Below are 24,494 nucleotides of genomic sequence, written 5' to 3' on the forward strand. Positions count from 1 at the left end.
GGGTCTCAGCCAGCAGACCCGTCCACTTCGAGAGATGGAAGAGGGAATCGCCATGAACATCACGAAACCCCGCCCGAATCGGGCCGGCGCCACGGCCGTCCTGGCCAGCATGGTGGCCGTCGCCGCACTGTGTGCGGCCGCCCCCGCGTCGGCTGCCACGAAGCCCGCCCGTCCCGCCGCAGCCGCCGCGCACGCCGTCCGCCCCGACGACGGTGTGGTCGGCAGCTGCGCCGGCAGTGGTGACCCCGACCACAACACGTGCATCACCGTCTACACCGAGACCAAGAACACCACCAACCACACCCAGTACGTGGGCCAGATCGTCGTCACCGCCCCCGATTCCTGGGCGCCGGGGGGCCTGTTGGAGGCGTGGGCCGGGAACGGACCCACCGGCATCGCCTGGTACCAGTCCGAGTACGGCACCTACCAGGTGTGGACGATCGACCAGTGGATCAAGAATGGCTCCGGCATCTGCGGTTCCTACACCGCGGGTTCGTCCCGCTCGGTCGCCTGCATCAGCATCTCGGTGTGACTCGGCAGTGAACCATGAAGGGCGGCCCGGTCGCGACTGGGCCGCCCTTGTCGGAACAGCTCCCCGTGCGGTCGGCCCGCCACGCGGCCGACCGCACGGAACTGCCTCAGACCACCCAAGAATTGGCTTGAGGCTGAGCTGAGAGACGGCCCGAACCCGGTGCGGCACAAAGGCGTCCACTGGCCGCACCGGTGCAGCCGGCCGGACGGCCCCAGGCACCCGGGCCAGCGCGCCGCCCCTCGGGTACGCCCGACGCGCCCCGCCCGCCCGTCACAGCAGCGGGCGGGCACGGGAGGCTCGGATCCGGGCAACGCAGCGGGTCGCGCAGGCGGGTACGTAGCTTTGAGCGCCAGGTGTGCGAACCATGCCGTGTGACCTGCATGCCAACTCCCCTTATGGGGGCGCGTGTTGACGCTGCTTCAGCTGCTGGCAGCATGGCCTGCCCATAGAAGTCGCAAGGGGGTGCCCATGGGCGAGACCATCGGCGTTTTGCTGTCCACCGGTGTATTGGTGTTTGTCGTTGGCTTGGTAGGCGGGACTGCGCCGGTGCGGTGGGTTCCCGCGATCAAGGACATGCACCGGGCGGAGAAGGTCACCTGCGAGGTGCTGGGTGCGCTCCTGATGCTGGCAGGGGCCGCACTGATTTTCGTCGCGTTGACAGCCAAGACCGGTGACGGCTCCGCCGCACCCGAGCCGGTCCCTTCGGCGGCCGCTCTGTCTGAGAGTCCGACGCCGACGCCTATCCAGACGCCGACGCCTATCGCGGGGCCGACGCCCACGGCAGCGAGCGTGCCGTCCGACTCGCCCTCGACAGGAGATTCGTCCGCCGCACTGACGCCGGTCGCGCTGGCACAAATTTCGCCAGTGAGTCACGCCGAGAATATCAACGTTCAGGAGGTGAAATTCGGAGGGACTGACTACGGCCAGACCTGGATAGAATCCTGCGTCTCCACGGAGGAGAATGGTCCGCAATACGACACGTGGGATGTGAGCGGTTATACGAAACTGACACTCACTCTCGGTGTCCCCAGCGATTTGCCACCGAGCGGTGTCGGGGCTGTCGCAAGGTTTACCTTCACAGACAACGGCAAGGCGCTTACGCCCACGGTAACGGTCTCCGCCAGTCAATCGAGAACCTTGACGATTCCCTTGGCGGGTGTTGACGACTTGACCATTGGGTGCCTGGATGAACCGGGACCGAGCGAGGATCCAGGTGGGGCCGTCATCACGTTCGGGCTCGGAAACGCGACCCTCAGCTGATCAGCCGGCACCGGCAGTGGCCAGCCCGACCTGGCGGCGTGCTATTTGCCCGCCCGACCCACCGGGTCGGGCGGGTACTGGACGCCGGCTGAAGGACCGCAGGTCCCAGGTGATCCACCGGCCCTGTCTGTCCGCACGTCAATACGGAGGATCGTGAGGGTGCGGGACTCGCCGCTACTCCCGCTACCGACTGCGCATCGCCGCCCGCGCCCGCGACCTGGTCACCACCGGAAGCTCCGTCGAGGGCGCCTGCCGCATCGTCATCCTCGAAGACCAACTCGCAGAAGCCCTAAGCCTCATCGAAGAGCTCCGGGCCGCAGCCCCACCCAAGGACGCGGCTCCGGCGTCCAGCGGGCCGCGCTGGTCGTGGAAGGAGGGGTCTGTACTCCCGGTGCGCGTTGCCCACTCCTGGGGCGGCGCGCACCGATGCCGTGCCCTCCAAGTGGACTGGGGACCAGTGGCCCTATGGCCGGAGACGACCGGTCCCTGCTGCCGCGCACCCCGCCGGACGCACCATGAGTCCGACGGCGAGCGGCGCCGTGACCCTAGGAGGCGAACGGCGATGGCGACACCCGCAGCGACACCCACTCCACCCTTCCCCGCCGGGCGGCGCTCCCGCCTGGGCACTGCCCTGGCACGGCGGCGCAACCCGCTGTGGCGGCCCAGCGACAGCCTGCGCAGCCGACTGCGCGCCCTGATCGTGATCGGGCTGCTGGCGAGTGTCGGGGTGTCCGCCGGCTTCGCCCTGGCCCTGTACCGGGACGACCGTGCGGCAGCGCTGCGCCGCGACGCCCAGCTGCACAGCGTCCAAGCCGTGCTGGTGACCGCTCCGAGCAGGGCGCCCGCGAGTGACCCCGATGCGCAGTCCGCAGCCCGGGTCCGCTGGAGCGCTCCCGGCGGGACGGCCCGCGAGGCGAGCGTCGACGTCTGGGACGGTGCCGTCGTCGGTAACCGGATCCAGCTGTGGCTGGACGCCACGGGCAAGGTCAGCGCCGCACCCGTCACCGCCGGCGACTCGGTGACGTCTGCGGCCTACCTGGGAGTCCTGTGCCTGCTGTGCTCCCTCGGCCTGGTCACGAGCGCGGACAGCGCCGTGAGGGCGTGGGCGGACCGCACCGACGAGAACCACTGGGAGCGGGACTGGCGGCTCTTCGAACCCGTCTGGTCCCACCGCAGCTGACAGGCGGCGCAACCGCGCCACGTCTCCAGGCCGCCCAGCCTGCAGGGACCTGGAAGCAGCAGCACGTCGACGGATGCGACCCCGTCCTGGCCGTCGGCCCACAGGGCCCGATGGGCGAGCGGCTCGCACGCCGGCGAAGCACCTACCTGACGCACCGTCAACAAGTGATCGAGGAGCCGACAGTGAACCAGTCGCCCGTATCCGGAGTCGTCGTGGGAATCGATGCCTCCCCCCGCGCCCAGCAGGCCCTGGACTGGGCCGCCGACGAGGCGGACCGGCGCGGGGTACCGCTGCACATCGCCCACTCCTGGAGCCTGGCGCCCTACCAGGAGCCGCCCGGGGACCGCGGCGACATCCCCGAGGACCTGCTGCAGGCCGCCCGGCAGCTGGTGCACGAGGCCGAGGCCCACGTCCGTGAGCGGCAGGTCGGAATCGAGGTGCACAGGCACCTGCTGTCCGAGCGGACGGTGCCAGGCCTGGTGCAACTCGCCCAGCACGCACAGCTGCTGGTCGTCGGAACCCGTGGACGCAACCGTCTCTCCTCCACCCTGCTGGGCTCGGTCAGCCAGGGCCTGGCCGCGCATGCCGCCTGTCCGCTGGTCGTGTTCACCGGCCCCGAGGGGACGGCCGGCCCGGGGGAGTGGACTGGTGATGACGGAGTGGTGGTACTGGGGGCCGGCCCGGGGGAGGCGGCCGCTCCGGTCGAGTTCGCCTTCGCCGAGGCCGCGCGGCGGGGCGTGCCGCTGAAGGTGATCCGCACCTGGATGTACCCGCAGGCGTATCCCGGGATCCTCGCGGTGGGGCCGGTCGAGGAGGCCACCCGCACCCGCGACGAGAGTGCGGACCTGGCCGAGGTCCTGGCCGCAGGCCGCAAGGCGTTCCCCGACGTCCAGCTGGTCACCGAGGTCCGGCTGGACGAGGCCGACGCCGCCCTGGTCGACGCCTCCGCCGGGGCCGCCCTGGTGGTCCTGGGCGCCGAGCGCCACCGGCGCCGGTTCACCCTGCCGATGGGTCCGGTCACCCACCGGGTCCTGCACCATGCCCACTGCCCCGTCGCCGTCGTCCCGCACGTCTGAGCGCGGACGCGGTTGGCGACCGGGAGTCGCCGGCGTCCTATTCCACCGAGGCGGCGAGGCGGCGAGGCGGCGGAGCATCCGCTCACCCGCCTTGCCCCGCACCGGTACCCGCCCGTCCCGGATCAGTATCCGAAGAGGAGTCACATCATGTCCCATCCCGTCATCGTCGGTGTCGACGACCCGCAGGGCAGCAGCGCCGCCGTCGACTGGGCCGCCGACGAGGCCCGGCTGAGCGGCCTGCGGCTGCACCTGGTCCACGGCCTGCCCTGGTACCACCGGCCCGATTCCGGAAGCCTGGCCGAACAGTTGGTCCACAGCGCGAACCGCGAGGCCCTGCGCGCGCTCGCGAATCAGGCCGCGGACCGCCACCCCGGACTGGAGGTCACCAGCGGACTGGTCGACGTGTCGGCCCGCGAGGCGCTGGTGCACCTCAGCGCCGGGGCCGCCATGGTGGTCGTGGGGACGCGCGGAGCCGGAGGCTTCCCCGGACTCCTGGTCGGCTCGACCAGCCTGTACGTCACCGCCCAGGCAGCCTGCCCGGTCGTGGTCGTCCCTGGCGCGCACGGCAGCCGGCGCGGGGTGGCTGTGGGCGTGCACGGCGGCGAACCGTGCGGCGAGTTGCTCGCCTTCGCCTTCGAGGAGGCCCAGCGCCGCGAACTGCCGCTGCGGGTTGTCCACGCCTGGAGTCACCCGCTGATCGTGGGCTCGGGACATGCGTTCCCGCCGCTCCACGAGGAGGGCCAGGTCGTCGCCGAGCAGGTTCGGCTGCTGGCCGGGATCCTGACCGGCTGGCGGGAGAAGTACCCCGGGGTCGCGGTCACCGAGGACATCGTGCGCTCCGGCGCCGCCAAGCGGCTGGTTGAGGTCTCGGCCACGCAGCAGCTCCTGGTCGTCGGCCGCCACGGCCACCCGAACGGTCCGGTCGGACGCCTCGGATCGGTCAGCCAGGCGGTGGTGCACCACGCTCACTGCCCGGTCGCCGTCCTGCCGGCGCCCTGAGCGCCGACACGCGCGAGGCGACAGAGCAGTGGTCCGTGCGGCGCATGCCGCACGGACCACTCTCACTTCTCCCGGATCGCCCTTCAGCGGTGCCCCGGGTGTCCCGCTGTGAGCTGCTGCCCGGCCGATGCGCGGTTCGCCAGGGTGTCGTCGCTGCGGTAGCGGAGGTTCTCGGTCACCGAGACCACGCCGTCGACCCCGCGGCACAGACCGGCCAGGGCGGTGGCCACGCTGCGGTGCTCCAGCGTTCCGGCGAGCGTCACCTGGCCCTCGTGGACCTGGACGTCGATCTCGTCCACGGAGAGGCCCAGGATCTTTACGAGCACGTCGTGGCGTATCTCCTCGCGGATCGCGGGATCGTGCCGTAGGAAGACCCGCAGCAGATCGCTCCGGCTCACGACGCCGATCCGGCGTCCGGCCTCGTCGACGACCACCAGGCGCTTGCAACCGCGCCGGTCCATCAGCCGGGCGGCCTCCACCACCGTCCATTCGGGCCGCGCGCACACTGCCGGGCTGCTCATCAGCCCCTGGGCTGTGGTGGCCAGGCTCCGGGCGCGGTCCCGGTCCGTCAGGCTCGGCGCGGGCAGCAGGCCGGCCGGGTCCTCCACCGTGGCTTCGTGCCGCAGCAGATCGGCCTCGGAAACCACGCCCAGCGGCCGGTCCTGGTCGTCCAGCACCGGCACGGAGGTGATGTCGTGCTCCGCAAGCAGGCGGGCGATCTCCTTGAAGGAGGCGTCGGGCCGCACGCACACGACAGCCGACGTCATCAGCTCCCCCACCATTCGGTGTCGCATCATCAGAAGTCCTTTCAGATAAGGATGACGGGCGACGGGCCCGCAGCCGTTGCGGGGCGATCGCAATACCCCCACTGTGGTCCTCGTGACCCGGCCGTGCCTTGGGCCGTGAGGCCTGCTCCGACTGCCGATCGGCCCTCCCCGACAACGGGTGTCGGCCAGGGACCCGATCGGACGGACCTTGGAACGCCGGCCGTGCCGCGATCGCGGACCACATTCGGACGTTCGGTCGCCGCACAGGCCGCGCCCCATGGGGAACTGCCGGCGGGCAGTTGCAGAGAGCCCGACGGGGCCGGCGCTGCGCGTGGGCCCTCGCGTTGAGGGTCTGCGGTTCCGGGCGGATCTCGGCGCCCGCTACGGTGAACCATGACAGCTCCCGTGAGCCGGTGGACAAATCCTTGAGGAGGACGCCGTGGCCGGTGAGGAGAGGGCGCCGCGGATGCCACAGCTGCGCCTGGACGAGTTGCTGGAGGAGCTGCAGGCGCGGATCGACGCCGCCCGTGGCACCCGCGACCGGGTGCACAGCCTGCTGGAGGCCGTCCTGTCGGTGGGCCGGGAGCTGGACCTGGCACACGCGCTGCGCCGGATCGTGGAGGCTGCGGCAGTCCTGGTCGACGCCCGCTACGCGGCCCTGGGCGTGATCGGTCCGGACGGGGAGAGCCTGTCGCAGTTCCTGATCGTGGGAATGGAGCCCGAGCAGGTGGCCGAGATCGGGGCACTGCCCTCGGGACGGGGCATCCTCGGTGAGCTGATCCGCCATCCGGAGCCGCTGCGGCTGACCGAACTGTCCGCCCACGAGGCCTCCTACGGTTTTCCGGCGCACCATCCGCCCATGCGCACCTTCCTGGGGGTGCCGGTCCGTGTGCGCGGGCAGGTGTTCGGGAACCTGTATCTGACCGACAAACGCGGCGGGCAGGAATTCGACGGCGACGACGAGGCGGTCATCTCCACCCTGGCCGTGGCCGCTGGTGTGGCCATCGACAACGCCCGCCTGTACGAGGGGGCGCAGCGCCAGCAGCGCTGGCTGCGCGCCAGCGGGGAGATCACCCGCAGTCTGCTGTCGGGCAGCCCCCGGCTGGAGGTGGTGGAGCTCATCGCCCAGCGCGCCCGGGAGATCACCGGTTCCGAACTCGCCGACGTGTGTGTGCCCCTGGGCGACGACACCGGCGACCTCACCGTGGAACTCGCACTCGGCGGCGACGCCGAGGCCCGGCTGGGGCTGACCGTTCCCGTTGCGGGCACGCTCTCGGGCACCGCCTATCAGTCGGGCACGCAGGTCACGAGCGACGGACTGGCGGAGGACTCGCGGTTCCTCGCCGGTGCCCACCGCTCCCGGGGCACCGGGCCGGCCGTCGCCGTGCCGCTGGGCAGCGCCGACACGCAGGTCCGTGGCGTGCTGCTGCTGGCCCGCACCGCCGGGCAGCCCGCCTTCGCCGCCGAGGAGATCGACCCGCTGCTCGGCTTCGCCGACCAGGCCGCCCTGGCCCTGGAGCTGGCGGAGCGCCGGCGTGACGCCGAGCAGCTCGCACTGTTCGAGGACCGCGACCGGATCGCCCGCGACCTGCACGACCTGGCCATCCAGCGGCTGTTCGCCACCGGGATGACCCTGCAGGGCGCGGACCGCCTGATCGACAATCCCGGCGCCTCCGAGCGCGTGATGCGCGCGGTCGGCGACCTGGACGAGACCATCAAGATCATTCGATCGACGATCTTCGGGCTGCAGGCGAGGGAGACCAGCGACGTGCAGAGCCTGCGGGCGCGGGCCGCCCGCGCGGTGGGCCAGGCGCAGGCGACGCTGGGATTCGCGCCCCGGCTGAGCATGGAGGGCCTCCTCGACACCGACGTCCCCCAGAGCGTTGCCGAACATGTGGTGGCGGTCCTGGGGGAGGCGTTGAGCAATGCCGCCCGGCACGCCCACGCCACTCGCGTGGAGGTCGTTCTGCAGGCCACCGCCGAGGAGGTCGTGCTCACCGTGGCCGACAACGGCGTCGGCATCCCCGGCGGCGGACGCCGCAGCGGCCTGGCGAACCTCGACCGCCGGGCACAGGAAGCGGGCGGCGGTTTCGAGGTGCAGGTCCCGGCAGCGGGCGGCACCCGGCTTGTGTGGCGCGCTCCGCTGGACCGGTAACGGGCGCCCGGCCACGCAGGGTCAGGGGAGTGCGGCGGCGGGCGGTGATTCAAGGCGGCGGCCGGTCACCACTTCCGGGTGGATGCGGATCAGCACCCGGTCGGTGCCGGCCGCAGCTCCGGGTCGGGCTGACCGATCGGGTGCCACGCCGGCCCGTCCCAGGATGGTGACGCTCCAGCCGCTGCCGTCGACGCCGCTGACCTCACCGGTCTCGAAGGCGACCACCGCGCCGTCCACGGCCCGAACGAGTTCGGAGGCCGCGCTCTGCGCGAGCACCACGGAGCCGTCGGCGTCGAGCCGGAAGGGGACCGGCAGGACCGCCGGCATGGCTCCCTTGGTGTACACGATGCGCCCCACCGCCATGCCTGCCAGCAACCGCAGGCACTGCTGGGTGTCGAGGGACGCGTCTTCGAACTCCATACCCTGATCCTGCCCTGAGGGGCAGGATCAGGGTGAGGGCCATTGGTCCCCGGACATGGGGCCTACCGGAGCAGACGCGTGACGTGGTCGCGGATCAGGGCTGCAGTTCAGGGCCGCGGGCGGGCGGCGCTGTGCGGCGCACGTGCTCCGGCCTGCTGGTCGTCGGCGGCGTGGGTGGCGATGACCGCTGCCTGGACCCGACGCTCGACGCCCAGCTTGGAAAGCAGACGGGAGATGTGGTTCTTCACCGTCTTCTCCGCCAGGAACAGCCGCTGTCCGATCTCCCGGTTGGTCAGCCCCTCGCCGATCAGCGCCAGGATCTCCCGTTCGCGCTCGGTCAGCGTCTCCAGGAGCTTCGGCTGCTTGTCGTGGGTGCTGTCCCCGCGCATCCGGGCCATCAGCCTGGTCGTGGCACCGGCGTCCAGCATCGACTGTCCGCCGGCCACCGTGCGTACGGCGGTGACCAGGTCCGTGCCGCTGATCTGCTTGAGGACGTAGCCGGAGGCACCTGCCATGATCGCGTCCAGCAGCGCCTCTTCGTCGTCGAAGGAGGTCAGCATCAGGCACGCCAGGCCGGGCACCCGTGAGCGCAGCTCACGGCAGGTGGTGACGCCGTCGCCGTCCGGCAGCCGCACATCCAGCACCGCCACGTCCGGACGCAGCGCGGGCACCCTGGCCAGGGCCTGTGCGACCGTGCCGGCCTCCCCGACGACCTCCAGGTCGGGCTCTGCCTCCAGCAGGTCGCGCACGCCGCGCCGCACCACCTCGTGGTCGTCCAGGAGGAAGATCCGCACCGGCGGCTCGGCACCGGCTGCACTGTCCGACATGGCACGACTCCCTGCTCCTGGCCTGGTCCGCTGCGGCGGGACCTTCGCATCCTGACCCTTGGAAGGACCGGGGTCCAGGGCCGATCGGCCCTATTGGCACGGGTTTCCCCCCAGGAGGCGCCAGGCCGTAGGCATGGCCTGTCAGGGGCGGTGGCCGGGAACGGGTGTACGTGTGTCGTCGGTCTGCCAGAACAGGTCGTCGGCGAGGTCCGCGAGGCCCTCGACGGCGAGCACGCGCTCGCGCAGTGTCTCCGCCTGGCTGCGCCGGGCCGTTGTGGCCCGTAGCGCGACCCGACCCTGTTGGCAGTCCACGAGGAGAGTGGAACGTTCGACGTCCAAGTCCTGGCGCACGGCTATGAAGAGGACTTCGGAGCGGATCGCGTCGTCGCTCCGGTCCAGCGCGCCGAGCAGGTCGCACAGGCACACCATTCCCACCAGATGTTCCTGGTCGTCGACGACGGGGACGTGGTGGAGGTGGTGGCGTGCCGCGAGGCGGGCGGCTTCGGCGGCGGTGGCGTCGACACTGACGGTGAAGACGGGGGCGGTCATCAACTCACCGGCGACCACTGCGGCAGCGCGTCGGCGCAGCGCGTGCGGCAGACGAGCATCCGGCACGCGCAGGTGCGACGGCAGGGCCTGCCGGGCGAGTCTGGCGAGCAGGTTCGAGGCACTGACCGTGCCCACGACCCGGCGCTGGTCGTCCACCACGGGGACGAGCCCGTGGTGGTGGGTGCGCAGGGCCGCCACCACCTGAGCGAAGCCCGTCCAGGGATCGACGGTCGTCACCTTGGGGGTCATCAGCTCGCCGACCAGGGTGCGGTGCGGTAGGCCGTCCCTGCCCGGGGGCTGCGACTGTAACTGCACCATGATCGGCGGCCCGGTACAGACGGTGCTGGCGTGCGTTCTGGCTCGCATGACATTCCTTCCTGACTACTGCTTCGGGTTGTGGTTCGGCACTTCTCAACTGTGGCTGTTCGCAGACCACCGGACGTCGGGCCGAACGTCCCTCGCCTGGGGCCGACCGGGTACGAGCCGCTTCCGGTGAGCGTGGGCGCCGGACCTGGGCCATGGCCCAGGTCCACTTGCCGAAGAACCCGGAGGGGTTCTGGAACACCGGTCACGGCTCAGGGGGTGAGCAGATCGCCCAGGTCCCGGACGACGATGTCCGCTCCGTGTCGTCGGAGTTCGTCGGCCTGGCCGGCGCGGTCGACGCCGATGACGCAGCCGAAGCCGCCGGTGCGGCCGGCGTCCATCCCGGCGAGGGCATCCTCGAAGACCGCGGCCTGCACGGCGGTGACGCCGAGGGCCTGTGCTGCGGCGAGGAAGGTGTCGGGCGCGGGTTTGCCCGACAGTTTGCGGTCGGCGGCGACCAGTCCGTCGATCCGGACCTCGAACAGGTCGGCGATCCCTGCGGCGAGCAGCACATCGTGGCAGTTGGCGCTGGAGGAGACGACGGCCCGTCGCAGCCCGGCGGCCCGTACGGCCTCGACGTAGCGGATCGAGCCCGGATAGGCCTCGACGCCCTTCTCCTTGATCAGTTCCAGGACGAGCGCGTTCTTCCGATTGCCGAGACCGTTCACGGTCGCGCGATCCGGAGGGTCCTGCGGGGTGCCCTCGGGCAGGTGGATGTCCCGGGAGGCGAGGAAGGCGCGGACGCCGTCGGCCCGGGGCAGTCCGTCCACGTACCGGTTGTAGTCGGCGACGGGGTCGAACGCTTGGAACGAGTCGCCCTGGCGCCGGCGCAGGAAGTGGTCGAAGGTCGACTTCCAGGCTGCCGCGTGGACGGTGGCTGTCTCGGTGAGCACGCCGTCCAGGTCGAACAGGCAGGCGCGAATGCCGTCGGGGAGTCCCAGGGCGGCCATGGCTGTCTCCTGCCCGCGGTCGGCGCCCATCAGTGCAGACCGCCTTCGATGCCTGCGGACCAGCTCCGGTGGGCCGGGCTGCGACCTGCGGGCTGCCGTACGTCGGGGGGACGGTGCGGCACCGGCACCGGTCCCTCGCCCGGGACCTCCTTGGTCACGGTGACTGCTGTGCCGTGGTGCCGGATGCCCAGCTCGGCTCCCTCCAGCAGGGTGTAGACGGCGCGCTGGTGGGTGATCTCCACGCGCAGGCAGCACTGCCGGAACCGCACGGTGAAGGCCAGGCGGGTCAACTGCTCGGGCAGGCGTGGGGAGAAGGACAGCGCGTCGCCGCTGTGACGCATTCCGCCGAAGCCCGAGACCAGGGCGATCCAGGTGCCGGCGAGCGAGGCGATGTGGAGGCCGTCCCGGGTGTTGTGCTCCAGGTCGGCGAGGTCCATCAGCGCCGCTTCGCCGAGGTAGTCGTAGGCCAGCGACAGATGGCCGACCTCGGCTGCGATCACCGCCTGGCTGCATGCGGACAGCGAGGAGTCCCGGACGGTGACCCGCTCGTAGTAGGCGAAGTTGGCGGCCTTCTGCTCGGCGGTGAACAGGTCGCCGCGCTGCTGCATGGCGAGGACCAGGTCGGCCTGCTTGGACACCTGCTTGCGGTACAGCTCGACATAGGGGAAGTGGAGCAGGAGCGGGTAGTGCTCGGGCGGGGTTCCGTCGAAGTCCCACAACTGGTGACCGGTGAAGCCGACCGACTGCTCGTGCACGCCGAGCGCCTCGTTGAAGGGCAGCGCGATCCGGGCTGACGTGTTCCGCCAAGCGGCTGTCTCCTCGGCGTCGACGCCCAGCAACGCCGCCCGGTCGGGGTGGCGTTCGGCGGCGTCGGCGGCCGCCCGCAGGTTCTGTTGGGCCATCACGTTGGTGTAGACGTTGTCGTCGGCCAGCGCGCTGTACTCGTCGGGGCCGGTCACACCGTCGAGATGGAAGACTCCGTCCCGGTCGTGGTGGCCGAGTGAGGCCCACAGGCGTGCGGTGTGCACCAGCAGTTCCAGCCCGGCCTCGCGGTCGAACTCCTGGTCTTCGCTGGCCGAGGTGTAGCGCTGGACAGCCGACGCGATGTCGGCGTTGATGTGGAAGGCGGCGGTGCTCGCGGGCCAGTAGGCGGAGCACTCCTGGCCGTCGATGGTCCGCCAGGGAAACGCCGCTCCGGCCGGGCCGAGCTGCCGGGCCCGCTCCAGCGCCGCGGGCAGCGTCGAGTGCCGCCAGCGCAGGGCCTGGCCGGCGGCCCTCGGCGCGGTGTAGGTGAGCACCGGCAGTACATACGCCTCGGTGTCCCAGAAGCAGTGGCCGTCGTAGCCGGAACCGGTCAGCCCCTTGGCGGGAATCGCCCGCTCCTCGGCTCGTGCGCCGGCCTGCAGCACGTGGAACAGGGCGAACCGCACCGCCTGCTGGATCTCCGCGTCGCCTTCCACCTCGACATCGGCCTGCGCCCAGAACTCGTCCAGGCGCTCGCGCTGCTCCCGGAGCAACCCCTCCCAGCCGGTCTCGCCGGCCCCGGCCAGCGCGGCGTCCACCTGGTCGTGCAGAGCGGGCACCGACCGCAGCGCGGACCAGCCGTGGGCGACGATCTTCTCCACCCGCAGGCACTGCCCGGGGCGCAGCAGCGAGACGACGGTGAGACGGCTCAGATCCGGGCTGCTCTCGGCGGAGGTGCTCGTGCCCGTCGGGCCGGAGACCCGGTGGTCGGCGGCGACAGCGACCCGCAGCCCGCTGCGGGTGGTCCGGTGCACCAGCCGCAGCTTTCCGTCCCGGGCGAAGTCGTGCTCGGACCGGAGCACCGAGTCCAGGGTGGCCCCTAGCCGCGGGTCGCCCTGCTGCTCGGGCAACTGCTCGTTGGCGACCAGTTCGGACTGCAGTACCACGCGAATCTCCGCGTCCACCGCCTCGACCTCGTAGGCGATCGCGGCAATGGCCCGCTGGGTCAGCGAGACCAGCCGGGTCGAACGGACCCGCACGGTGCCCCCGGAGGGTGCCGTCCACTCGAAGCTGCGCCGAAGGACTCCGCTTCGGAAGTGCAACTCCCGCTCGTGGCTGTGCAGCCGGCCGAGACGCAGGTCCAAGGGCTCGCCGTCGACCAGTAGCCGGATCAGCTTGCCGTTGGTGACATTGATGATCGTCTGACCGGACTCCGGGTCGCCGTAGCCGGCCTCCGCGTAGGGCAGCGGACGGAGTTCGAACACGCCGTTCAGATAGGAGCCGGGCAGGCCGTGCGGTTCGCCCTCGTCCAGGTTGCCGCGCCAGCCGATGTGGCCGTTGGACAGCGCGAACACCGACTCGCTCTGGGCCAGCACGTCGAGGTCCAGCTCCTGCTCGCGCAGGGACCAGGGGTCCACGGCGTAGGCGGGGTGGCTGATCATGAAGGTTGACCTCCGTGGCTTCCCTCGGACGCGGTTGCGGGGCTTCGCTCTTGCCAGGGGCCGGTTCGGCTCGGTGCGACACGCCGATGCAGTAGCTCCAGTCTGCGCCCGGATCCCAGCCCGGGCATGGGGCCTATCGGCCCCGAGCGGGCCCCGAGCGGCCCAAGACGGGATCGCCGCGCAGCAGGAGAGTGGAACATGCGGGCGCGGACACGGACGTTTCAGGGCAGTAGGAGCAGTCGAGCAACGTCCAGCGAGATCCGCCGGCGCCGCGTCGCCCCCCCGGTCCCACAGCGATCCAGAGCCCCGAAACCCCGCCGGCATGAAAGGACATCTCCCATGCGACACCCCGTGCAGTCGACAGCCTCCGTCGCCGAGCCGCAGGAACAGCGGCCCGATGACTCGGCCGCCGCCGCTCCGATGCCGGGGCTGCGGCTGGCCTCGGTCGCGTTGTACGTTGCCGACCTCGCGCGCTCGGTGCGTTTCTACCGCGAACTGCTGCGCCTGACGGTGGGTGCGGAGACCGGGACTGCCGCGCTTCTGGTCGGCGCGGACGGCTCGCAGCTCTACCTGCGCTCGGTCGGCGCCCGCGCCCCGCACGTCGTCGGCGGACTCGGTGTCCAGTGCACTGTCTGGACGGCTGCGAGCGCGGCCGAGTTGGGGCGGTGCGAGCAGGTGCTCAAAAGCTGGAACGCACACACTGCCAGCAGAGCCGACGACGGCTTCGACTGGGTTGAGGGCCGTGACCCCAGCGGCGTACCGGTCATGGTGAGCTATCCCGGTCCCGAGCACGCCCCCCGCCGTCGAATCATGCCCCGGATCTACGCCTGGTGACCGTGCGTGTGCCAACAATCCCCCCGGGTCGGCAGGACCGCGTGCATCCCCGGTCCGGGATCGGCTTCCTGAGCTCGACGCCACCAGGCGGAGGAATGCGGCAGGGCGGAACAGGTGCCTCACCTGCAAGATCAGCGGCGGAATGCGCCACCGCACCCTTCACCCCTGAAAGACCGTGACCCGAAGCCGGGTGCGGCTATCCTCGTCGGCGCCGGCGCCGACGCTGTGGGTCTGCTGTCGATGCTCCTGGGTTCGCGTCGGCTCCGCACATGCGCACAGTCGGCCCCGCACCAGCCGCGACGTCTCACCGGAGACGTCGGCGGGTGGCGGCTGCGCAGCAGCGGGGGAGGATGGGGGGAGGACGAACGCAGGCCGGTGGGCCCGAGGCGACGGCGTGGTCCCGCCCTCGGGCGGCCGGCGCCGGGCGGGCCGAAGGAGGGCAGGCGCATGGGCGTGTCCGATGCGTTGCGAGGTGAGCCCGGCGTGGTCGAGGTCGCGCCGTCGGAGCCGGGCGGTCTGCTGGATGTGCTGAGCGTGGCCGCGGTGGTGCTGGGCGCCGACGGACGGATCGTGCTGTGGAGCCCGCAGGCCCAGGAACTGTTCGGGTGGAGCGCGCAGGAGGCGCTGGGCCGGTCCGCGGCCGCGCTGCTGGTCCCGGACGAGTACGTCGACCTGGTCCTCGGGCTCTTCGCGAAGGTCATGGCGGGCGACGGCGCCTGGGCCGGGGTCTTCCCCGTGCGGCACAAGGACGGCTCCAGTCGGCTGGTGGAGTTCCGCAACATGCGGCTGCTCGACGAGCAGGGCCGCGTCTACGCGCTGGGACTCGCCTGCGACGAGGCGACCGTGCGCGGCGTGGAGCGCGACCTCGCACTGTCGGTGCGGCTGGTGGCACAGTCCCCGATCGGGCTGGCCGTGCTGGACACCGAGCTGCGCTACGTCCTGGTCAACCCCACGCTGGAGCGGATCAACGGCCTCCCCGCCGACGAGCTCCTCGGCCGCCGGGTCCGCGAGGCACTGCCGTTCCTGGACGTCGATGTGGTCGAGGCCGCGATGCGCCAGGTCGCGGCCACTGGCGTGCCGCTGCTCGACCAGTTCGCGGTCGGCCGCACACCGGCCGACCCCGGCCATGACCACGCCTGGTCCAGCTCGTACTACCGACTGGAGGACTCTGCCGGGCGGGTGCTCGGCGTCGCGCTGTCGGTCGTGGACGTCACCGATCAGCACCGCGCGGCCACGGAAGCGGCCGAAACCCGGCGGCGGCTGGCCCTGATCGACCGCGCCTCGGTGCACATCGGCACCACTCTGGACCTGGACCGGACCGCCCACGAGCTGGCGGACCTCGTGGTCGCCGACCTGGCCGACCTCGCCGCAGTCGACGTCCTCGACTCGGCCCTGCAGGGCAGCGACACCGCAACCGCGACCAGCGCGGTGCCCGCGCTCTTCCGGGCACTGGCCGTGGCGGCGGGCTACGAGACCGACGCCGTCGACGCCGCCGATCCCCCCGGCGAAATCGCCAGCTACCCCGCCGACCGCCTGGTCACCCGGTGCGTGAGCACCGGACGTCCGATACTGGTGGCGCGCGTCGGCCACCGGGACCTGCTCCGTATCGCCCGCGACACCGACGCCGCCGCCCTCCTCGCAGCCGAGGGCGTGCACTCCTACCTGGCCGTGCCGCTCAAGGCACGCGGCCAGGTACTGGGCGTCCTCGACCTCCTGCGCACCCGCAACCCGCGACCCTTCGACGCCGACGACGTGGTGCTGGCCGGCGAACTGGCCGCCCGTGCCGCCGTGTGCATCGACAATGCCCGCTGGTACCAACACGCCCGGGACACCGCGCTGACCCTCCAACGCCACCTGCTCCCGCACGCCCCACCACAACCCGCCGGTCTCCAGATCGCGTACCGGTACCAACCGGCGGCAACGGCCAGCGGGATCGGCGGCGACTGGTTCGACGCCATCCCACAGACCCAGGACCGGACCGCCCTGGTCGTCGGCGACGTGATGGGACACGGTGTGCAGGCCGCCGCCACCATGGGACAGCTGCGCACCGCCACCCGCACCCTGGCCAACCTCGACCTGGACCCCGCCCAGGTCCTGGAACAGCTCGACCACATCACCTCCGGCCTGGACCGGACCATGGCCACCTGCGTCTACGCCGCCTACGACCCGCACCGTTCCCGCTGCCGCATCGCCCTCGCCGGCCACCTGCCCCCGGTGCTGACCAGGCCCGGCCGCGCCCCGGAACTCCTCGACCTGCCCGCCGGCGTCCCCCTGGGCACCGGCGACCTCGGCAGCGGCTCGTTCGAGGCCACCTTCCTCACCCTGGACCCCGGCGACCAACTGGTCCTGTACACCGACGGCCTGGTCGAGACCCGCGGCCAGCCCCTCGACGAGCGCCTCGCCCTGCTCCTGGACCTGCTCACCGAACCCGGCCGACCGCTGGAGGAGACCTGCGACCTGCTCCTGGCCGCCCTCCGCCACCCCGACGCCCACGACGACGTCGCCCTCCTCATCGCCCGCGTGGCCCCGAACCGGCCTCCCGGGTGACACGAGGCCGGAGTTCCCACACAGGTCGGGCACCGACCGTCCCACCCTGGCGGGGAGAGCACCCGAGGCGCCCTGGCGGGGGAGGGGGCCGGCGGCCGGTCACTGTGAGCAGGATGTCCTTGACGGGCAGCTCCACCACACGGCCCGTCCCCAGGCGGAACTCCGCGTCGGTCGCACACAGCTCGACGCCGGCGAGGTCGACGCCGAAGCAGGCCGGTCGGACACCCCGCCTCTGCCGCGGTGCGCCGGGGGGTGGGTCGAGCCCAGAAGGGGCGGCGTACTGTTCGGGGGACGATCGAACGTTCACGGGGAGAGAAGGACGGTTGTGCCGAACTACGGCCGGCGGGTGGGACAGAGCAGGCGCGGTTTCATGGACGGCGCCACGGTGTCGCGGGGGCTGCTGTTCATTGCGGCGGGCGGGCTGTTCATGGCGATCCTGGTCCCCATGCTGCTGACCGCGCTGCAGTTGAACGGGAAGCCGGGGACGCTGACGGTGTCCTCCTGCGTGACCGGAGGAGGTTCTCATCCGGTGATCACCTGCACCGGGGACTTCCAACTGACCAGCGGCGGCCCCCGGTACACCGGGGCGTCACTGTCGGAGCAGCAGTCCTACCCGGCCGGCACCCTGCTGAAGGTGCAACAGGCGACGGACGGGTCCCTGCAGGCAGTGTCGGGGGAGGACCAGGCGGGCCTGGCCGTCGGCGTCGGCCTCGGCGCGGTCGCCGCCGTGACCGGCCTGATCACCGTGGTCGCCGCCGTGCGGCAGCAGCGCCGACGACGCGAGAGCGGCGTCCGGCCGATGCCGATGCGGGTGGGATAGGCCGAGGCCGTCCCGCTTCTCCGGCACCCAGGTCGCCTTCCGTCGAAGCCCGGCGCCATGTTCTGGCGGATCAGGCCACGGCGGGCGCGGAGCGGGCCGGTCATGACGGCGGTCGAGCGTCCGTGCGGGGGCCGAAGAAATCGGGGGAGTCCGGTGGGGGTCGTGTCATGATCACATGATGGTCTTCTCCTCATCAGGACGGCTTGCAGGCGGGGACGACCTTGCTCCACTGGGCACGGCTGCCGGTCGTCAGGTAGCGGTCGTTGACGAAACCGGTGAAGTTGGCGCCGTCGTCGACCGCGAACCAGTACCGGTCACCGGTTCCGTGGGCGTCCGGGGCGCCGGTGGTCCAGCAGTCCAGGATGAGCTCGTTGCCGTTGTGGCCCTGGTAGCCGTTCCTGCCGCTCGTGTAGTTCGGCTGGTTCCACATGGACAGGACCGAGTCGGCCTGGACGGCGGTGACCCGGGCGCACCAGTCGTGGGCGTCGCCGCCGATGTCGCAGTGGAACGGTCCGGTCGCGCCCGAGGGCGGCACCGGGCCGGTGCACTGCGGGACGCCGGGCAGCCAGGCCGGTCCCTTGACGAACACGTTGCTGATCCAGCCGTGCCGGTCGGAGAGGTAGGACCACACGTTGTTGGTGACGCCTCCGTAGGTGACGGACTCCGCGTGGGTCTGGCAGGCCGCGTAGACCGTCGTCGGGGCGGCCAGCGTGGCCACGATCTCGGAGTCGGTGGCCGGAGCGCTGCGGACGCGGACATCGGTGCCGAGCGTCTGCTCGGGCGTTCCGTACGGTGGCCGCGAGGGCAGCGGGTGCAGTTCGTAGTACTGGGCCATGGCGGCCGAGGCGGCCTCGCCGGCGACCTGGTCGGCGAGGACCCGGGCCGGGCCGGGCAGGCCGTACGTGGTGTGCGGGAACGGCTGCCCGGACAGGGCGAGCTGGACGAAGGAGAACAGGTCCTGCTGCCAGGCCAGGGTGCCCGGCCGGGTGTGGGTGTCACAGACGAGGTCGTCCACCCGGCAGACGTCGAAGTAGCGGCCGTCGCCGGAGAACCCGGCGAACACGGACGGGACCGGGATCCGCCCGGTCAGCCCGCCGGAGCCGGGATGGCGCATGCCCTCCAGGGGTATTCCCGGCTCACTCCTGAAGGCGGGTACCGGCGCCCACCGGGGAGTCGGCTCCACCGGGCCGTGACGCGTGGATGTACTGGTTGGCCCAGGCGCTGATGATGTGGGCGGCTCGCTGCGCCTGCCCCCGCGCGGTCAGGAGGTGGTCCGCGCCCTCCAGGGAGACGAAGCTTCGCGGGTGTCGTGCCTCGCGGAAGATCTCCCCGGCATTGGCGATGTCGACGGTGTCGTCGGTGGGCGAATGCAGGACGAGCAGCGGCAGGTTCAACTCGCTTATTCGGTCCCGCAGGCGGGCCTGGCGGACATCGTCGACGAAGGCGCGCTTGAGCACCAGAGTCCTTCCGCCGACGAACCACTCGTGCGATCCCTCGCTGAGAACGCGGTCCACCACCGCGTCGTACTGTCGCTCGACATGGCTGGGGTCGGCAGGCGCCCCGATCGTGGCCACCGCGCGGACGCCGGTCGCCCCGGCGGCGGCGGCGATGGCGGCCGCGCCGCCCCAGGAGTGCCCCACCAGCAGGTCTGCCGGAGTGCCCCGCTCCGCCATCAGCGCCGCCGCGCGGACGGTGTCCTGGACCTTGACGGTGAAGGAGCCGTCTCCCCAGTCGCCGTCGGAGTCCCCGATCCCGAGGTTGTCGTAGCGCAGCATGCCGATCCCCTCGCGTGCCAGCTGCTTGCTGACACGCGAGGCGGCCGGCGAGTTCTTGCCCAGGGTGAACCCGTGGACGAAGATTCCCCAGCCCCGGATCTCGCCCTCCGGCAGGTCGATCGACCCGGCCAGTTCGGGGCCGACGACGCTGTTGAATCTCACTTCTTCGCTCACGGTGTGCTCACTCCGGCAGAACTGTACGTGGGTAAGGGCAGGTGGGCGCCCGCGCTGGCGTGCGAGGGCGACACCACTGTTACCACACGCGTGCTCCGCGGGTGTCAGGACGTCGGCACTCAGGACGTCGGCACTGTGCGCTCCGGCGCCAGCGAGTTGCCGGCGGGGATCCGGCCGCAGTCGGACGGCGCGGCCTTGCCCGCGAAGCGGTCGTTGAGCCATGACACCGCCAGCGGCGCCCAGACCGCGGCCGTTCCGACGTGGCTGAGCGCGTCGAACTGGTTGTACTCGATGGAGCCGTCGCCGGTGGCGCAGTACTGGTTGGCCAGGGCCCGCACATCGCCGACGACCATGACGCCGTCACCGGTGCCGATGCCGGCCGGGTCGCCGAAGGTCCCCTCGAACACGCCCCCGTCGCCCTGGGCGATGTACCCGGGGACGGTCGGGGTGGGCGCCGAGCCGAGGTTGATCCGGTTGACCGCGGCGACGAACGCCGGTGCCGAGTCCGGGTCGGCGTACTGCGGTTTCGCCATGTCCTGCCAGGTCAAGCCGGGGTAGTGGCCGAGGGCGTCGACGATCGAGGCGCTCTGCAGCTGGTTGTACACCTGCTGGCCGTAGCTGCTCATGTACTGGGTGAGGTCGATGTCGTACGACCGGGAGACCCCGATGAGCGCCATGGGTATGACGCCGGACCAGGCCAGGGCGCCGCTGACGTAGCTGAGGTTGTGCGCCGGATCGACCAGCAGGCCGCCCTCGGCGAAGCCCACCAGGTTCCTGTTGACGTCGGGCGCGTAGCTCGGGGCCAGCGCCGCCGCCCAGTCGGTCGCGATGGCGCCGCCGGAGTAGCCCATCAGACCGAACTTGGTGTCGGAGTTCAGCCCGGTCGCGACGGAGCTGGTCGCGGCCCGGATCGAGTCCAGGGTGTCCGTGCCGTACTCGGGCCCGGCCGCGAAGTCCGCGGACTGCCCCTCGGTGTCCGGGATGACGAGGTTGTAGCCCTGGGCCAGCAGTGCCGACAGGGCCACCGATTCGAAGTTGGCGATGGTGCCGCCCAGGCTCACGTCGCCGGCGATGGCCCGGGACGGCCCGTCCGCCGGGTTCAGCGAGTCGTAGAAGGACTGGTAGGACACGGCCTTGCTGCTGTCGCCAGTGAGGCTGCGCACCACCGTGGTCACGTTGGCGGACGGCCGGCCCAGGGCGTCGGTGGTGCGGTAGAGCAGCTGGATCGCGGTGAGCGGCGTGGAGATGCCCTCGACGTGGTACTGCAGCGTCCGGGTCCTGAGCACGGTGCCCGGTGCGAAGGAGGACAGCGGTGCGCTGCCGTCGTAGCTGTAGAACGAGTCGGCTGTGGCGGCGCCGGGTGTCGCGGCGCGCGCCGCCGTCGCGGTGGCGAGCGGGGCGGCGGTGATCGCCATCGCTGCGGCGGTGGCGACGGTCAGCCGTCGAACGGACTGTCTGGACATGGGTCCCCCGAAATAGTGAGGTGGGTCACAGATCTGACTCGGGAGTAAGTTACCTTCGGGTAGAAAGGCTGTACAGGGTTACGACCGAGCATTCTGCGATGCGCCGTCAGGTGATGCCGCGGGCCGTCCGGCGACCGGCGGCGGCTCCTTGCGGACGAAGGCCCGGCGCAGGGCGTGGTACGGGTGGGTGGGGTCGTCGAAGATCCGCCGCATCCGGGCGAGTTCCTCGTCCCGGTGGGCAGCCAGCGGCTTGACGCTCTCGGCGCGCTCCCGCTCGGTCTTCTTGGCGGCGATCCGGCTCCGGGTCGAGGACATGGCGGAGAGCCGCACGGCGAGCCCGGCGACCTGGTCGGTGAAGTCCTGTGCGCTGCTCTCGATCAGCCGGTCCACGAGTCCGAGGCGGTGCCCGCTCGCGGCGCTCACCGGCAGCGCCCTTTCGGTGAGCCGCTCGGCGGCCCGGGCACCGACCCGGCGCGGCAGGGAGTAGGTCCAGTACTCGGAGCCGTAGAGCCCCATCAGCCGGTAGTGCGGGTTGAGCACCACGCCGGTCCGGCACCAGACCTCGTCCGCCGCCAGGGCGAGCATCACTCCGCCGGCGGCGGCGTTGCCGCCGAGCGCGGCGACCACCAACCGGTCCGTGGTGGTGAGGACGGCCTCCACCAGGTCGTCGATGGCATTGAGGTTGGCCCAGGACTCCGCCCCGGGGTCGGCGGCGGCCTCGATGACATTGAGGTGGATGCCGTTGCCGAAGAAGTCCCTGGCACCGCCCAGGACCAGGACGGAGGTCGGGCGGGCGCAGGCGTAGTGGTAGGCGGCCAGCAGCCGCTCGCACTGGGCGGTGCCCATGGCGCCGCCGGGGAAGGAGAAACGCAGGAACCCGACCTCGCCGGTCTCGCGGTACCGGATGTCGGTCCACCCGGGACCGTCCCACTGGGGATCCAGGGGCAGTGGCAGGTCGGGCACCGCCGGCAGCAGCCCGCCGAGGGCGACGGTCGCCGGAAGCGTGAAGGTGGGCGGCTGTCCCGGCAGGCGTCGCGGCCGCAGTTGCGGGATCCAGACCGCACCGTCCACGGTCGCCCGGCAGATCGCGCCCGCCCGGGTGGCCAGCACCTCCCCGGGCGTGCCGGTCAGGGTGGGCTCGCGATACCCGCCGTGCAGGAACCACTGCCCGCCCAGCAGCTCGTCCGGCACGCCCGGCTGGGAGTCGGCCGCGCGCAGCTCGCGCAGCACGGTTCCGGTGCGGTCGGCGGTCCAGTCGATGCGCCGCTGCTCCTGGCGGAGGAACGGCCGGGTGCGGACGGCGGTCCGCTGACCCGGACCGCTCTGGGCGGCCGGGCGGAACGTGCCGGAGGCGAAGCGGTCCACGGCGAGCAGGACCGCCTCCAGCGCCGCGTCGGAGACCTCGTTGCGGTACAGGTCGCTCTTGCCCACCGGGGGCACGGGAAAGGAGGCCGACGCCCAGACGTCCCCGGCGTCCATCTCGCCGTTGGCCTGGAGGACCGTCACCCCCCACCGGTCGACGCCCTCCCGCACGGCCCGGTCCAGCGAGGAGGGGCCGCGGTCCCCGGGCGGCCCCGGGTGCACGATCAGGCAGGTGCGGGCCCGCCACACCGATTCCGGAATCGCCGTCCTCAGCATCGGTGCGATGATCAGCGCCGGGTCGTGCCGGTGCAGCGCCTCGTGCAGGTCCTCCTCCCGGCAGGACAGCTGCACCGGGACGGTGTGTCCGCGATCCGCGAGTTCCACCGACACGCGCTGGGTCAGGCTGTTGAACGCACTGGCGACGAGCAGGATGATCACGAGTTCCTCCGACCGGGCCCGAGCCGGAGTGAGGGCCCCGACCTGGAGCGATCCTCGCCCGCCGCGCGCGCTCCGCGGCCGGTCCGCGCCAGCGGTGTCACCCGAACGACACGCCGTGACCCGGTGCGGCCCGGCCTCCTGCCCGGGGAGGGCGCGGGAAATTCCCTGCCGCTGAGTAGCATGGAGAACGGTGAGGGGGGTACACGACGGCCGAAACGTCCCCTGCCCCGAGGAGGAACGACATGGACCGCGGTACCGCAGTCGCGTCGCACGGCCTGCAAGCAGCCCAGGACGTCTCCCCGTCGTGGCCGCTGGTGGAGGCGCCGCCGGTGGCGGACGGTGTCGACCCGGGCGCGGTCGGTCCGGCGGACGCGCGCGAGCTGTCGAAGGCGCTGTTCGTCCGGCTGGCGTCCCTGGAGGAGGGGACGCACGAGTACCAGTACGTCCGGAACACCCTGGTGGAGCTGAACCTGACCCTGGTCCGGTACGCGGCGGGCCGGTTCCACCACCGCAGTGAGCCGATGGAGGACATCGTCCAGGTCGGGACGATCGGTCTGATCAAGGCCGTCGGCCGGTTCGACCCGGAGCGCGGCACCGAGTTCACGACGTTCGCGCTGCCGACGATCATCGGCGAGATCAAGCGCTTCTTCCGCGACACCAGCTGGGGCGTCCACGTCCCGCGCCGGCTGCAGGAACTGCGGCTGGCGCTGGCCCGGGCCACCGACGAGCTGGAGCAGGGCCTCGACCGCGCGCCCACCTCCGCCGAGCTGGCCGAGCACCTGGGGCTGACGCCGCAGGAGGTCTGCGAGGGGCGGGTCGCGGCGAACGGGTACTCGGTCGCCTCGCTGGACGCCCAGCCCGGCGACGACGAGAGCTGCTCCGGCGCCTCCCTCGCCGAGTACGTCGGCGCGCCGGACCCGGGGATGGAGCGGGTCGAGAACTTCGAATCCCTCAAACCGCTCATGGCCGGGTTCCCGGAGCGGGAGCGGACGATCATGTCGCTGCGCTTCGGCGCGGAGCTGACCCAGGCCGAGATCGGCGCGGAACTGGGCCTCTCGCAGATGCAGGTCTCCCGGCTGCTCACCAAGGCGCTGCGGAGCCTGCGCACCCAGCTGCTCGCGGACCAGTGACACCGGCCGAGGGGCCGTGCCCCGCCGTCGGGCAGCAGCTGTCACACTGCCGGTCGGACGATGACGCAGGAGGATGGACATGAACCGTGCAGGTGCCGCCGCGGAGCCGCCCGCCACGAGCGGCTTCAGGGTGGGCAGCCGCCGGGTGGGAGCCGCCGTCGTCGTGGCCGTCGAGGGGGAGCTGGACCTCGACTCGGCCCCCGCGCTGACCGCCGAGCTCAACCGGGCCCTGGAGGACCGGGGGACCGGCGCGATCGTGGTCGACTGCCGGGACATGACCTTCTGCGACTCCACCGGTCTCAACGCGCTGCTCGCGGCGAGGCTCCGGGCCGAGGCGCAGGGGACGGCGCTGCACCTGGCCGCCGTTCCGCCGGCCACCAACCGGATGTTCGGGATCACCGGAGCGGATACCGTGTTCCAGCTCCACCCCGATGTCGGGACGGCCCTGGGGGCGGCGTGAACGATCAC

21 protein-coding genes and 1 pseudogene are annotated in these 24,494 nt (G+C 71.8%); 12 read left to right on the forward strand and 10 right to left on the reverse strand.

Annotation, left to right across the window (positions count from 1 at the left end):
• The first annotated feature begins 52 nt into the window (after positions 1-52).
• The 6 genes and pseudogenes from BS75_RS39095 to BS75_RS39115 all read left to right on the forward strand — a co-directional run bounded on the left by BS75_RS39095 (position 53) and on the right by BS75_RS39115 (position 5,047).
• Positions 53-532 (forward strand): hypothetical protein, encoded by a 480-nt coding sequence (locus BS75_RS39095; protein ID WP_034091608.1) that lies wholly within the window; start codon positions 53-55, stop codon positions 530-532.
• A 468-nt stretch (positions 533-1,000) separates the two neighbouring features.
• Positions 1,001-1,792: a hypothetical protein gene (locus BS75_RS39100; RefSeq protein ID WP_034091609.1), complete on the forward strand. Its 792-nt coding sequence runs from the start codon at positions 1,001-1,003 to the stop codon at positions 1,790-1,792.
• 163 nt (positions 1,793-1,955) lie between these two features.
• Positions 1,956-2,111: pseudogene (locus tag BS75_RS51105) on the forward strand (MerR family transcriptional regulator); the annotation flags it as partial.
• 243 nt (positions 2,112-2,354) lie between these two features.
• Complete coding sequence (locus tag BS75_RS45300) at positions 2,355-2,972, forward strand: Rv1733c family protein (RefSeq protein ID WP_052070285.1); 618 nt, start codon at positions 2,355-2,357, stop codon at positions 2,970-2,972.
• Positions 2,973-3,184: 212 nt separating this feature from the next.
• Entirely contained in the window at positions 3,185-4,048 is an 864-nt protein-coding gene (locus BS75_RS39110; protein ID WP_052070286.1) for a universal stress protein, read from the forward strand.
• A 147-nt stretch (positions 4,049-4,195) separates the two neighbouring features.
• Entirely contained in the window at positions 4,196-5,047 is an 852-nt protein-coding gene (locus BS75_RS39115; RefSeq protein WP_034091611.1) for a universal stress protein, read from the forward strand.
• A gap of 83 nt (positions 5,048-5,130) precedes the next feature.
• On the opposite strand, the gene BS75_RS39120 is transcribed toward BS75_RS39115, so the two are convergent.
• A complete protein-coding gene (locus BS75_RS39120; protein WP_042440147.1) occupies positions 5,131-5,841 on the reverse strand; it encodes a CBS domain-containing protein in 711 nt (236 codons plus the stop codon).
• A 439-nt stretch (positions 5,842-6,280) separates the two neighbouring features.
• Between BS75_RS39120 and BS75_RS39125 the strand changes: the two genes are divergently transcribed.
• Positions 6,281-7,969: a sensor histidine kinase gene (locus BS75_RS39125; RefSeq protein ID WP_034091612.1), complete on the forward strand. Its 1,689-nt coding sequence runs from the start codon at positions 6,281-6,283 to the stop codon at positions 7,967-7,969.
• 21 nt (positions 7,970-7,990) lie between these two features.
• On the opposite strand, the gene BS75_RS39130 is transcribed toward BS75_RS39125, so the two are convergent.
• The 5 genes from BS75_RS39130 to BS75_RS39150 form a co-directional block, all read right to left on the reverse strand.
• Positions 7,991-8,389, reverse strand: a complete 399-nt coding sequence (locus BS75_RS39130; RefSeq protein WP_034091613.1) for a pyridoxamine 5'-phosphate oxidase family protein — start codon at positions 8,387-8,389, stop codon at positions 7,991-7,993.
• A 107-nt stretch (positions 8,390-8,496) separates the two neighbouring features.
• On the reverse strand, positions 8,497-9,216 hold the full coding sequence (locus BS75_RS39135) for a response regulator (RefSeq protein ID WP_034091614.1): 720 nt from the start codon (positions 9,214-9,216) through the stop codon (positions 8,497-8,499).
• Positions 9,217-9,357: 141 nt separating this feature from the next.
• Entirely contained in the window at positions 9,358-10,083 is a 726-nt protein-coding gene (locus BS75_RS45305; RefSeq protein WP_197092003.1) for a CBS domain-containing protein, read from the reverse strand.
• A gap of 257 nt (positions 10,084-10,340) precedes the next feature.
• Positions 10,341-11,078, reverse strand: coding sequence for an HAD family hydrolase (locus tag BS75_RS39145; RefSeq protein WP_034094681.1), 738 nt, complete (start codon positions 11,076-11,078; stop codon positions 10,341-10,343).
• Between the two features lie 29 nt (positions 11,079-11,107).
• Positions 11,108-13,483, reverse strand: a complete 2,376-nt coding sequence (locus tag BS75_RS39150) for a glycoside hydrolase family 65 protein (RefSeq protein WP_034091615.1) — start codon at positions 13,481-13,483, stop codon at positions 11,108-11,110.
• A gap of 339 nt (positions 13,484-13,822) precedes the next feature.
• Here BS75_RS39150 and BS75_RS39155 point away from each other — a divergent pair, with 339 nt between their 5' ends.
• The 3 genes from BS75_RS39155 (at position 13,823) to BS75_RS39165 (ending at position 17,684) form a co-directional block, all read left to right on the forward strand.
• Positions 13,823-14,317 (forward strand): VOC family protein, encoded by a 495-nt coding sequence (locus BS75_RS39155; protein WP_052070291.1) that lies wholly within the window; start codon positions 13,823-13,825, stop codon positions 14,315-14,317.
• 447 nt (positions 14,318-14,764) lie between these two features.
• Positions 14,765-16,864: a SpoIIE family protein phosphatase gene (locus tag BS75_RS39160; protein WP_034091616.1), complete on the forward strand. Its 2,100-nt coding sequence runs from the start codon at positions 14,765-14,767 to the stop codon at positions 16,862-16,864.
• Between the two features lie 370 nt (positions 16,865-17,234).
• On the forward strand, positions 17,235-17,684 hold the full coding sequence (locus tag BS75_RS39165) for a hypothetical protein (protein ID WP_152646203.1): 450 nt from the start codon (positions 17,235-17,237) through the stop codon (positions 17,682-17,684).
• A 193-nt stretch (positions 17,685-17,877) separates the two neighbouring features.
• Here the strand turns inward: BS75_RS39165 and BS75_RS39170 are convergent, their stop codons facing one another.
• The 4 genes from BS75_RS39170 to BS75_RS39185 form a co-directional block, all read right to left on the reverse strand.
• Positions 17,878-18,798 (reverse strand): SH3 domain-containing protein, encoded by a 921-nt coding sequence (locus tag BS75_RS39170; RefSeq protein WP_034091618.1) that lies wholly within the window; start codon positions 18,796-18,798, stop codon positions 17,878-17,880.
• Between the two features lie 22 nt (positions 18,799-18,820).
• Positions 18,821-19,633, reverse strand: coding sequence for an alpha/beta hydrolase family protein (locus BS75_RS39175; RefSeq protein WP_034091619.1), 813 nt, complete (start codon positions 19,631-19,633; stop codon positions 18,821-18,823).
• Positions 19,634-19,752: 119 nt separating this feature from the next.
• The gene (locus tag BS75_RS39180; protein ID WP_034091620.1) at positions 19,753-21,096 is read right to left on the reverse strand and encodes a lipase family protein; all 1,344 of its coding nucleotides are present in this window, start codon (positions 21,094-21,096) and stop codon (positions 19,753-19,755) included.
• Positions 21,097-21,174: 78 nt separating this feature from the next.
• A complete protein-coding gene (locus tag BS75_RS39185; RefSeq protein WP_034091621.1) occupies positions 21,175-22,896 on the reverse strand; it encodes an enoyl-CoA hydratase-related protein in 1,722 nt (573 codons plus the stop codon).
• A 242-nt stretch (positions 22,897-23,138) separates the two neighbouring features.
• On the opposite strand from BS75_RS39185, the gene BS75_RS39190 reads away from it, so the two are divergent.
• Together BS75_RS39190 and BS75_RS39195 are read left to right on the forward strand one after the other, a co-directional pair.
• Positions 23,139-24,026: an RNA polymerase sigma factor SigF gene (locus BS75_RS39190; RefSeq protein ID WP_063771584.1), complete on the forward strand. Its 888-nt coding sequence runs from the start codon at positions 23,139-23,141 to the stop codon at positions 24,024-24,026.
• Between the two features lie 79 nt (positions 24,027-24,105).
• On the forward strand, positions 24,106-24,486 hold the full coding sequence (locus BS75_RS39195; RefSeq protein ID WP_231608026.1) for an STAS domain-containing protein: 381 nt from the start codon (positions 24,106-24,108) through the stop codon (positions 24,484-24,486).
• Positions 24,487-24,494: the final 8 nt, after the last annotated feature.

It is taken from the genome of Streptacidiphilus albus JL83 (assembly GCF_000744705.1).
GTDB lineage: Bacteria > Actinomycetota > Actinomycetes > Streptomycetales > Streptomycetaceae > Streptacidiphilus > Streptacidiphilus albus.

Coding starts and splice junctions, on each gene's coding strand:
- BS75_RS45300 (WP_052070285.1), top strand. CDS start 2,355: ATGGCGACACCCGCAGCGACACCCACTCCACCCTTCCCCGCCGGGCGG.
- BS75_RS39190 (WP_063771584.1), top strand. CDS start 23,139: ATGGACCGCGGTACCGCAGTCGCGTCGCACGGCCTGCAAGCAGCCCAG.
- BS75_RS39195 (WP_231608026.1), top strand. CDS start 24,106: ATGAACCGTGCAGGTGCCGCCGCGGAGCCGCCCGCCACGAGCGGCTTC.
- BS75_RS39130 (WP_034091613.1), bottom strand. CDS start 8,389: ATGGAGTTCGAAGACGCGTCCCTCGACACCCAGCAGTGCCTGCGGTTG.
- BS75_RS39120 (WP_042440147.1), bottom strand. CDS start 5,841: ATGCGACACCGAATGGTGGGGGAGCTGATGACGTCGGCTGTCGTGTGC.
- BS75_RS39145 (WP_034094681.1), bottom strand. CDS start 11,078: ATGGCCGCCCTGGGACTCCCCGACGGCATTCGCGCCTGCCTGTTCGAC.
- BS75_RS39165 (WP_152646203.1), top strand. CDS start 17,235: ATGGACGGCGCCACGGTGTCGCGGGGGCTGCTGTTCATTGCGGCGGGC.
- BS75_RS39125 (WP_034091612.1), top strand. CDS start 6,281: ATGCCACAGCTGCGCCTGGACGAGTTGCTGGAGGAGCTGCAGGCGCGG.
- BS75_RS45305 (WP_197092003.1), bottom strand. CDS start 10,083: ATGGTGCAGTTACAGTCGCAGCCCCCGGGCAGGGACGGCCTACCGCAC.
- BS75_RS39180 (WP_034091620.1), bottom strand. CDS start 21,096: ATGTCCAGACAGTCCGTTCGACGGCTGACCGTCGCCACCGCCGCAGCG.
- BS75_RS39100 (WP_034091609.1), top strand. CDS start 1,001: ATGGGCGAGACCATCGGCGTTTTGCTGTCCACCGGTGTATTGGTGTTT.
- BS75_RS39155 (WP_052070291.1), top strand. CDS start 13,823: ATGCGACACCCCGTGCAGTCGACAGCCTCCGTCGCCGAGCCGCAGGAA.
- BS75_RS39135 (WP_034091614.1), bottom strand. CDS start 9,216: ATGTCGGACAGTGCAGCCGGTGCCGAGCCGCCGGTGCGGATCTTCCTC.
- BS75_RS39160 (WP_034091616.1), top strand. CDS start 14,765: ATGGGCGTGTCCGATGCGTTGCGAGGTGAGCCCGGCGTGGTCGAGGTC.
- BS75_RS39170 (WP_034091618.1), bottom strand. CDS start 18,798: ATGCGCCATCCCGGCTCCGGCGGGCTGACCGGGCGGATCCCGGTCCCG.
- BS75_RS39115 (WP_034091611.1), top strand. CDS start 4,196: ATGTCCCATCCCGTCATCGTCGGTGTCGACGACCCGCAGGGCAGCAGC.
- BS75_RS39150 (WP_034091615.1), bottom strand. CDS start 13,483: ATGATCAGCCACCCCGCCTACGCCGTGGACCCCTGGTCCCTGCGCGAG.
- BS75_RS39095 (WP_034091608.1), top strand. CDS start 53: ATGAACATCACGAAACCCCGCCCGAATCGGGCCGGCGCCACGGCCGTC.